Origin of the sequence: Asaia sp. W19 (assembly GCF_003994335.1) — a bacterium.
GTDB lineage: Bacteria > Pseudomonadota > Alphaproteobacteria > Acetobacterales > Acetobacteraceae > Asaia.
Genome location: NZ_PNQZ01000082.1, coordinates 1 through 9,201, shown reverse-complemented (window position 1 = coordinate 9,201; position 9,201 = coordinate 1). Strand labels below are relative to the sequence as shown.

Here is a 9,201-nt window from a genome sequence, read left to right as displayed (position 1 = left end):
WCCGGCACCGTCAACCGTGTTGCATGCCGACAGGCCCAGGGCCGGCAGAGCCAGAAGAACAGCGAGAGCACCGGTGCGGAGGAAGGAAGCCGTAGTCATGGAAGAATTTCCTATCAAGAGTTTCGCCTCCCAGAACGTCTCGACACGGCAAGGGTTTGCATCGTTACAAATGAGAATCGGCATCGCTGTGGTGTGCAGGCCACAGAAACCCCAACGAGGCGAACCCGAGCCCGACTGACACGCTGAAACACGACACCGTGAAGGTATCCGACGCCTTCTTTCGCCTTCTCCGTATCCGAGTACCCGCCCCATGTCCGATGCCCCACTCTCCCTCGTCTGGTTTCGTGATGATCTGCGTCTGGCCGATCATCCGGCGCTCTCCGCTGCGGGTGACAGAGGCGGGAAGATCCTGTGTGTCTATGTGCTCGACAACACGAGTGTCGTGCGTGCGCCAGGAGGCGCTTATCAATGGTTTTTGCACGGGGCGCTGGAGGCGCTGAAGGAGGCGTTGGAGGAGAAGGGCGGCGACTGTCTCATTGTACAGGGAGATCCGGTCGCACTCATTCCGGAACTGGTCCAGTGCACAGGCGCCAGCGCTGTATTCTGCCATCATCGCTACCAGAAAGAGGCGCGGGAACAGGATGAGGCGGTCTCAAAAAAACTGGACACGCTCGACTGCTCTTTCATCCAATCCCATGGAACGGTGCTACGCAATCCAGAATCCGTTACCACCAAATCCGGCACGCCCTACAAAATCTTTTCGGCGTGGTGGAAAGGGTTCCAGGCCCTTGGCGCGCCTCCCTCGCCGCTTCCTGTCCCGAAGCATCTGACGTTCCGTGATATCGCCATCAAGGGGAAGAAAGCGCTTCGACCCTGCGCCATCGACGAGCTTCTCCTGCCGAGCAAGCCGGACTGGGGGAAAAAGATGGGCGAATACTGGGAGCACGGTGAGGAGGCGGCCACCGAGCTGTTGCATGATTTCGCCCATGCGGCGCTAGGACGATACGACACAGGCCGAAACGACATGGCCGCCGAGGACAGTTCGCGCCTGTCGCCCTATCTGCGCCTGGGGACGCTTTCACCCCGTCAGATCTGGCATTATTGCAAGGACAAGGGACGCGCGCCCGATCGCGACACCTATCTGTCCGAACTCGGCTGGCGCGATTTCTCCTGGTACACGCTTTTCTATAACCCGGAACTGCCCAGGCGCAATCTGAAAGCGCAGTTCGACAAGCTCTCCTGGCGACGCAGCCCAAAGCAACTCGCGGCCTGGCAGCGCGGCAGAACCGGTATTCCGGTGGTGGATGCTGGCATGCGTCAGCTCTGGGAAACGGGCTGGATGCATAACCGTGCGCGCATGATCGTCGCATCGTTTCTGGCCAAGCACCTGCTGATCGACTGGCGAGAGGGCGAAGCCTGGTTCTGGGACACGCTGATCGACGCTGATCCGGCCTCGAATGCCGTCAACTGGCAATGGGTCGCCGGGACCGGTATTGAGGCATCGCCTTTCTTCCGCATCTTCAACCCGCTGCGTCAGGCCGCAAAATTCGATCCCGAGGGCGACTATATCCGCCGCTGGGTACCCGAGCTGGCGAAACTTCCCAATGATGCCCTGGCCGCCCCCTGGGCGGCAGAGCCGGGAGCACTCGAGAAGGCCGGGATCAAGCTGGGGCGCGACTATCCGGAACCAATCGTCTCACTCGATGAGGGACGCGATCGCGCGATGAAGGCCTATCGACAGACCCGTGGCTCATGACCGGGTGATGGTGAAGGTGATCTCGCGCCCATGATCGGTCCTGAGTGTGAGGGGAACGGTATGTCCGGGCTCGAGGGATGAAAGCGCTTCCAACGCCGGGAGATTAGCCGCGAGAGAGAAAGAATAGTCGCCGATACGCCCCTTATGCCCTTGGGCAAGTACCAGCGGGGGCATCGTCACGCCCGTATCATCCGTGATTGTACTCACGGCTTCCTGGCTAAGGATGGCATAGGCATGCATCATCGGCTCGGAGAGAATGAAGAAATGTTCCCAGTCCTTCGCCTCGGTTGCCTGAAAATCTATCCCGTCATTCTCCACACTGCGCAGATAGCGACCTGTCCCGTCGCTACGCTGAAGGGTCACGAGACCAGTATTCAGGCGACGAGCCTGTAACGGCGGGATCGGCATGGGCAGCGAGACGATCTTGCGCAGGATCACCGGAAACTGGTCTGTCGATACGTCGTCGGCAAAGAAGAACAGGCCCGGATAGCGCCCCGGCGGGGGAGATACCGAAAACAGGCAATCCCTGAGGGCGTCGTGATCGACCACATGCCCGAAGAAATCGAGCAGCCAGAAGCGTGAGGAAGCAAAATACATGGAGGAATCCTCTTATGATCGATCTGCCAGGGCCAGGCATTTGAGCATGACACTGGGCAAGGCCTGTTTAACCAGCAAGCCGGGTGGACAGGCAAATCCCGCCTGATTGTGGAGCGATCCGAAATCCGGCACCTGCGCCGCGAAAACGCTTAAAGTGAGCGTAAAATGGGTAAATATGTGACGTATCTGCCCTGATACTGCCCAGCTTGCCTCGATCGGGGCCTGGTTGAGGGCTGATTCGATCGAAAGCGCCTCATCCCCCCAATGCGTGCCAGGCAGTTCCGTCATGCCCGCCAGAAGCCCGGTATCGGGGCGATGGCGCAGCCAAACCCTCCCCTGAGCGTCTCTCAGATGAAACACAGCGCCATAACGCTGCGGCTTGGTCTTGCGGGGTGCCTTGACGGGGAAGCGCTCGGCCATGCCCAGAGCATGAGCCTTGCAGCAATCGCGCCAGGGGCACATGAGGCAGGAGGGGCGACGGGGCGTGCAAAGCGTCGCCCCAAGATCGAACAAGGCCTGGGCGAAATCACTCGGCGCCTCATGCGCAGCAGGGTCATCGTTCAGCCTGGTGGCCAGCGCATCGAGTGTACGTCGCGATTTGGGCAGGGGATCATCGACGGCATGCAGTCGCGCCGTGATGCGCTCGACATTGCCATCGACCGGTACGACGGGCAGACCGAAAGCGATGGCGGCCACAGCGCGCGCGGTATAGGCCCCGATCCCCGGTAGCGCCTGAAGCCCGGCCACGTCCTGCGGAAACGCTCCCATTTCAGCCACGACCGTCGCGCAGGCATGCAGATGGCGGGCGCGGCTGTAGTAGCCGAGTCCCGCCCACGCCGCCAGGACATCCTGCAACGGAGCCGCTGCAAGGTCCCGTACCGTGGGATAGCGCTTCAGGAAGCGCATATAATACGGCATAACGGTCACGACCGTGGTCTGCTGCAGCATGATTTCGCTCAGCCAGACCGAATAGGGGTCGGCGTTCTGGCCCGGCAGGGCGCGCCACGGCAAGACGCGCCTCTGGCGCGCATACCAGTCGAGTAGAGCAGAAGCGGAAGGAGTCACCTGCGCGATATGAAGCGAGATTTCCCATCGGACAAGGGCCTGGCATCGGGAATATCACGCATGCCCCCTGCATCTTCCGCACCTGCAACCAGAACACGCAAAGGCCGGGGGATGGAGGCTGCTCAGAAGGAGGGCCCGCCCGAGCGGCGCAGCATGACGGGCCGTGCGCTGGGAGCAATCCTTCCCCAGGTCACGAGACCAGCCTTCAACAAGAAAGCGGCACCCGCCGTCAGGCTCATTATGGACTGGGCGGAAATCGTCGGGCCTGCCCTGGCGGCTCAGACCGAACCGCGACGCGTAAGCGCCGGGACGCTGACCATCGCCTGCACGGGGCCGGTTGCGCTCGAGTTGCAGCATCTGGCGCCTCAGCTGATCGAGCGCATCAACACGCATTGCGGCCCCTTACGAAGCGGGCGCGACCTGCGCTTCGACGACGGGACGATCCTGGTGCGAAAGATCCGGATTGTGCAGGACCCCTCCGTGATGCGCCCTGTGATGCCTGCTGCCCGTCCCGCTCCCTCCCCTGTCCGCATCAGCGATATGAAGGAAGGGGCACTTCAGGACACGCTGGCGCGTCTTGGGGGCTATATCCGGTCACGCCCCCGTCGCTGAAGCGGCAGAAAGGCACTGGGGCTCGTGCCAAGCGGAGTTTCCGCAACATTCGATGGTTTGTCACGAAACGAAATCACGCAGTTACGCTTTCGTCTTTATTCCGCCGTCTCGCGACACGATATCCTGAGTACCGGACAAGACGGCCTGTGCCGCCCGCCGTCAGCAGAAAGATTCCGATCATGCGCAAGAAGATTGGCTTGAAGGCCGTGCTGCTTACCCTGCCCCTGCTGATGCCAGCCGCAGCCCATGCGCAGCGTGGGGGCTTCCACGGCGGAGGTGGATTCCATGGGGGACCACCGGGTGGCGGTTTTCGTGGCGGTCCCGGTGGGGGCTTTCATGGTGGAGGCCCGGGATGGGGCGGCGGTGGATATCGCGGCGCGGGGTATGGCGGGCCAGGACGAGACTGGGGTGGCCGTGGCTGGGGCGGACGCGGCTGGGGTGGTCCCGGTTGGGGTGGCGGTTGGCACGGAGGCGGTTATTGGGGTCGCCCGTGGGGCGGCGGATGGCGCGGTCCTGGCTGGGGCTGGGGCGGTCCCGGATGGGTGGGCTACGGCTGGGGAATGCCTGGCTGGGGCGGCGGATGGGGCTGGGGCGGCTGGGGTGGAGGCTGGGGCGGCCTCGGTCTTGGTCTTGCCACGGGCGCGGTGATCGGCGCTGCAGTGGCGCAGCCCTATTATGCTGAACCTTATTACGCCCAACCCTATGCGGTTCCTGCTCCGACCTACGCCTGCGGCGGCTATGTGAACTGCACGCCCGCCGAGGGCTACGCCTATCCGGCGCCTTATCCGGGCGATCCTGACCCCAACGGGTACTGAACCTGGATTTGATTGCAGCTGCCCGCCCTGCCGACTGAGCGTCATCGCCTCAAAAAAGCGGCGTAGCCGGGCGGCGGATGGGCTGTCCGGGTATATGACGCAATAGGAAGGATATGGCGCTACGTCGCACGCGTCGTCAGGGTCGGCGTAACGAATGACCCCCTTCGCTGTCAGGGCGCTACGTCCTGCAGCTTCCATGCGAGCGGCTTTCACTCGTTAGGGTGCGCCCCTGGGCCTTTCGCTCAGCGGAGGTACAAAGCCCTGCTCGAGGCGACACGGTCCTCCATACCGGACGTGCCATGGGTCTTCACCATGCGTCGAGGCCTGAGAAGCAGGCGGCAATACCTTGCTCGCCGCCTGCACGTTCAGAAGATCACCGTGTGCGCCCACGCCCGAAGATGAAACTGAGGACAAAAAGGACGAGGAAGATAAAGAACAGGATTTTGCCGATCGAAGCGAAATCCGCTGAAATACCGCCAAAGCCGAGAAGCCCGGCAAGAAGGGCGAGAATGAGGAAGACAATAGTCCAGCGCAAAAGGTCCATGGCGGTTACTCCGAAAGGGGAACATAACATAATCGTCATGATCCGGCACTTCAACGTGAACGGACAAAAGCCGCAACGGTTTGCCCCGACGCAATCCACCCTTGTCTTTTAATCTGGAAAGACGTCTCTGGGGGGCATATCGGCACGTGAGACCAGAGCGGCTGTCACGGGCAAGAGGCTGCAGGAGGTGATCTCATGAGTGCGTTCCGCTCTCTCTATCGTCATGGATTTGCGCGGGTGGCTGCCTGCACGGTTCCGGTACGCCTTGCCGATCCTCGCCATAATCTCGCTCAGATCAGTGGGCTTGCGCATGAATGCGACAGGGCGGGCGCCGCGCTGGCCGTGTTCCCCGAGCTTTGTCTCTCCGGTTATGCCATCGACGACCTGCGGCAGCAGGATGCTTTGCTCGAAGGCGTTCTGAGTTGTCTCGAGAAGCTGAAGGCGGATTCAGTTGCATGGAAAACGGTGGTGGTCGTAGGGGCACCCCTCGTTCAGCGAGGGCGTCTCTTCAACTGTGCGGTGGTGATCCATGGAGGGTCCGTGCTGGGTGTCGTGCCCAAATCCTACCTGCCCAATTATCGCGAGTTCTATGATTCGAGGCATTTCGAGCCGGGTATTGATGTTCGTCATGAGACGATCCGGATAGGAGACAGCTCTGTGCCCTTCGGCACGGATCTGATTTTCGAGGCGCAGGATTTACCGGGATTCAGCCTTGGTATCGAGATCTGCGAGGATCTCTGGGTTCCGAACCCACCCAGCACCACCCTGGCGTTGGCGGGTGCCACGGTAATCGGCAATCCTTCGGCAAGTACCATCACCATCGGCAAGTCCGAAGATCGGCATCTCCTGTGCCGCGCCCAGTCTCAGCGTGCACTCTGCGCCTATGTCTACGCGGCGGCCGGCGCAGGAGAGTCGACAACCGATGTAGCCTGGGACGGCCAGGTTTCAGTCTACGAAGCGGGACAGGTGCTCGGGGAATCGGCGCGCTTTCCACGTACGGCGCAGATGACTTTGGCCGACATCGATCTTGATCTGCTCCGGCAGGAGCGCATGCGCATGGGCAGCTTCCATGACTGCGCTCGCGCCAATGATCCCGGTGACTGGCGCCGCATCGCGTTCACCCTCACGCCCCCGCAGGGCGATATCGGCTTTCACCGCAGTGTGCCGCGCTTTCCCTTCGTTCCGGGCGACGCGACCCGACTTGATCACGATTGCTACGAGGCCTGGACCATTCAGGTGCGGGCCCTCACCCAGCGGCTCCAGACCAGCGGTGTCAAACGCGCCGTGATCGGCGTCTCCGGAGGACTCGATTCGACTCTTGCCTTGCTGGTAGCCGCACGGGCAGCCGATGAGCTGGGATGGCAACGCGACCAGGTTGATGCTTATACCATGCCGGGTTTCGCCACGGGGGAGACCAGTCTGGGCCTGGCCCATGACCTGATGAGAACACTCGGTGTGGCTGCCCATGAGCTCGATATACGCCCGACAGCCATGCAGATGCTCGAGACGATCGGGCATCCCTTTGCTTCCGGCACTCCTGTCCATGATGTGACATTCGAGAACGTGCAGGCCGGATTACGTACGGACTTTCTGTTCCGTCTCGCCAATCAGCGCGATGGGATCGTGATCGGCACCGGCGATCTTTCCGAACTCGCCCTTGGATGGTGCACCTATGGCGTTGGCGATCAAATGGCGCATTACAACGTCAATGCTGGCATGCCCAAGACCCTGATCCAGCATCTGATACGCTGGCTCGCCCAGAAAGGACAGCTTGGCGAGGGTATCGCCCCGGTTCTGGAGAGCATCGTCTCTGCCGAAATCACGCCGGAGCTGGTTCCCGCCGACTCCACCGGGGTACAGAAGACCGAGGACAAGATCGGGCCTTATGCCCTTCAGGATTTCACCTTGTTTTATGTGCTGCGCTACGGGTTTCGCCCCAGCAAGATCCTCTTCCTGGCCCTGATGGCCTGGGAGGATGAAACGAAGGGCGTCTGGCCTGCGCACTACCCGCAAGACCGCAAGCAAGCCTATGACGCGCAAACGATCCGCCACTGGCTTGGCGTGTTCCTGAGACGCTTCTTCGGGTTCAGTCAGTTCAAACGCTCCGCGATGCCTAACGGACCCAAGCTTTCTCCGGGCGGCAGCCTGTCCCCAAGGGGGGAATGGCGCGCGCCCTCAGACGGCACCGCCGATGTATGGCTGCAGGAACTCGACGCGCTCGTTTTCTGACTCATCCCTGAGGGGTTTACGGAGCGCGGCCCGATACCGATGACAAAATCGAGTTGATGCTCCCTTGCGAGTACAGGCTCGATGCCGTTTTCTGCACAACTTGGGAATCTCGCTGCAATATCCTTGGCGGACCCTGTTCCGGACCGGTGCTACCGGCGCAGTCTCTCGATCGACGATGCAGCCTTACCGATTCAACCAGCTCGTGGCGGCTTCCGGCACGCAATGCGTCGCTGCAAAACCCCGCGAAGACGGCTGGCATACATGTCGCAGCTGCAAGTCAGCCATGCATGAATTCAAGGGCGGCGCGTTCTGACAGGCGCAGCGTGCCGTTCTGATAATATAGCACCAGGCGGCGCGACGGAATGCCACCCAAGGCTCGAAAAGCTACGTGCTGGCGAAAAAAGAGCCAGAAGAGGCGCTTCCAGATTTGTGAACTTAGTGACACACAATTACTGTGATCTCCTTAACAAAGCAATGTCATTACTTTCGGTAATGCGATTTTTGACCCGTATGATCGCTTATCCTGCAGGAATTTATCTCTACGAATCAGGCGCCGCCTTCAGTCCGCCTCTCACACAAACCTGATCTTTACCGGGAAATTTATCCTTACGTAACCGATCCCGGCACTGGACGGACCATAATTCGAGCTCTTTACTTGCCTCTCCAACATGAAAAAATAGCAATGTTCGACGCAAAGGATTGTTGGTGCAAAGTAAACCTCTCCGAAATGTGAAGAGAAGAATACCCACATCATGAGATACAGGGGCGCTCAAAGCGAGGGAATCCCGACATTTCCTTCCACAACTTCCATGACAAAGGATTTCTGACTCCCTTTGCTGTGGGATCGATGTCCTTGTGCGGCAGAACGATATCGAATGATTTCCAATACCTTTGATTTATTGACTCCAAGAAAAGGTTAAGACATCTATAAATTGTTGAATTCCCAAATGGGGTTTTGGTTGACGGCATGGCCAAGCGACGGGACATCAGTCTCGTCCGCAGGTGCGGCGTAACGGTTTGTGTCAGAAGCCTTCAGGAATTAAGGAGCTGGTCGCATGGCGATCGTAACGATAGTTGGTACGTCTGGCATGACTGTGCAGGTCACCGTTGAAGGTGCCCGGATGCAGACTCTTGCCTCGAGTTATGCACAGCAGATCCTGGGTGCAGTCGCGACCGGTGACCTCTCTTCGGTTGATCTTGTTGCAGGCGGGAATAACGAGCCCACGGGCACGAATTCGCTTGTCCAGGGTGTCATCACCACTGGGGGCGCTTTTGCGCTGAGCGGCAACTACACGAATCTCGKGATTGGCGCCCAGGGCGGCGCAGTCGACGGTGCGGCTCAGGACACGCCTGTCCCGCCGCTCTCCTCCCCGGTTACGGTCAATGGCGCAGGCATGACGGGCAGCAGCCTGTCCATTCTCGCTGGCAATACGGCGGGTGTCAGCTTCTACGCTGGCAGCTATGACGGCAAGTTCGTCTCGACGATGGGTAATAACCTGTTCAACGCCCAGGGTCAGAAGGGCGACTGGACGATCGCAACCGGCGATGGTGACGACACCATCATCGGTTCGGACGGTGTCAAC

7 protein-coding genes and 1 pseudogene are annotated in these 9,201 nt (G+C 60.4%); 5 read left to right on the top strand and 3 right to left on the bottom strand.

Annotated features, from left to right (window positions below; translation table 11 throughout):
* Positions 1-310: 310 nt before the first annotated feature.
* Positions 311-1,756 carry a deoxyribodipyrimidine photo-lyase gene (locus C0V97_RS16250; RefSeq protein ID WP_127103596.1) on the top strand — a complete coding sequence of 482 codons (1,446 nt, stop codon included), beginning with the start codon at positions 311-313 and terminating at the stop codon, positions 1,754-1,756.
* Here the strand turns inward: C0V97_RS16250 and C0V97_RS16245 are convergent.
* Entirely contained in the window at positions 1,751-2,353 is a 603-nt protein-coding gene (locus C0V97_RS16245; RefSeq protein WP_127103595.1) for a hypothetical protein, read from the bottom strand. The genes C0V97_RS16250 and C0V97_RS16245 overlap by 6 nt on opposite strands.
* A 12-nt stretch (positions 2,354-2,365) precedes the next feature.
* A complete protein-coding gene (locus tag C0V97_RS16240) occupies positions 2,366-3,418 on the bottom strand; it encodes an A/G-specific adenine glycosylase (protein ID WP_127103594.1) in 1,053 nt (350 codons plus the stop codon).
* A gap of 60 nt (positions 3,419-3,478) precedes the next feature.
* Here C0V97_RS16240 and C0V97_RS16235 point away from each other — a divergent pair, with 60 nt between their 5' ends.
* Together C0V97_RS16235 and C0V97_RS16230 are read left to right on the top strand one after the other, a co-directional pair.
* Positions 3,479-4,030, top strand: coding sequence for a DciA family protein (locus C0V97_RS16235; protein ID WP_370265849.1), 552 nt, complete (start codon positions 3,479-3,481; stop codon positions 4,028-4,030).
* A gap of 179 nt (positions 4,031-4,209) precedes the next feature.
* Positions 4,210-4,845, top strand: coding sequence for a hypothetical protein (locus C0V97_RS16230; protein ID WP_199751955.1), 636 nt, complete (start codon positions 4,210-4,212; stop codon positions 4,843-4,845).
* 373 nt (positions 4,846-5,218) lie between these two features.
* Here the strand turns inward: C0V97_RS16230 and C0V97_RS16225 are convergent, their stop codons facing one another.
* Positions 5,219-5,389, bottom strand: a complete 171-nt coding sequence (locus C0V97_RS16225; protein ID WP_127103592.1) for a DUF1328 domain-containing protein — start codon at positions 5,387-5,389, stop codon at positions 5,219-5,221.
* A 195-nt stretch (positions 5,390-5,584) separates the two neighbouring features.
* On the opposite strand from C0V97_RS16225, the gene C0V97_RS16220 reads away from it, so the two are divergent.
* Complete coding sequence (locus tag C0V97_RS16220; RefSeq protein WP_127103591.1) at positions 5,585-7,618, top strand: NAD(+) synthase; 2,034 nt, start codon at positions 5,585-5,587, stop codon at positions 7,616-7,618.
* Positions 7,619-8,673: 1,055 nt separating this feature from the next.
* A pseudogene (locus tag C0V97_RS16215) lies at positions 8,674-9,201 on the top strand (calcium-binding protein); the annotation flags it as partial.

Coding starts and splice junctions, on each gene's coding strand:
- C0V97_RS16250 (WP_127103596.1), top strand. CDS start 311: ATGTCCGATGCCCCACTCTCCCTCGTCTGGTTTCGTGATGATCTGCGT.
- C0V97_RS16245 (WP_127103595.1), bottom strand. CDS start 2,353: ATGTATTTTGCTTCCTCACGCTTCTGGCTGCTCGATTTCTTCGGGCAT.
- C0V97_RS16235 (WP_370265849.1), top strand. CDS start 3,479: ATGCCCCCTGCATCTTCCGCACCTGCAACCAGAACACGCAAAGGCCGG.
- C0V97_RS16230 (WP_199751955.1), top strand. CDS start 4,210: ATGCGCAAGAAGATTGGCTTGAAGGCCGTGCTGCTTACCCTGCCCCTG.
- C0V97_RS16225 (WP_127103592.1), bottom strand. CDS start 5,389: ATGGACCTTTTGCGCTGGACTATTGTCTTCCTCATTCTCGCCCTTCTT.
- C0V97_RS16220 (WP_127103591.1), top strand. CDS start 5,585: ATGAGTGCGTTCCGCTCTCTCTATCGTCATGGATTTGCGCGGGTGGCT.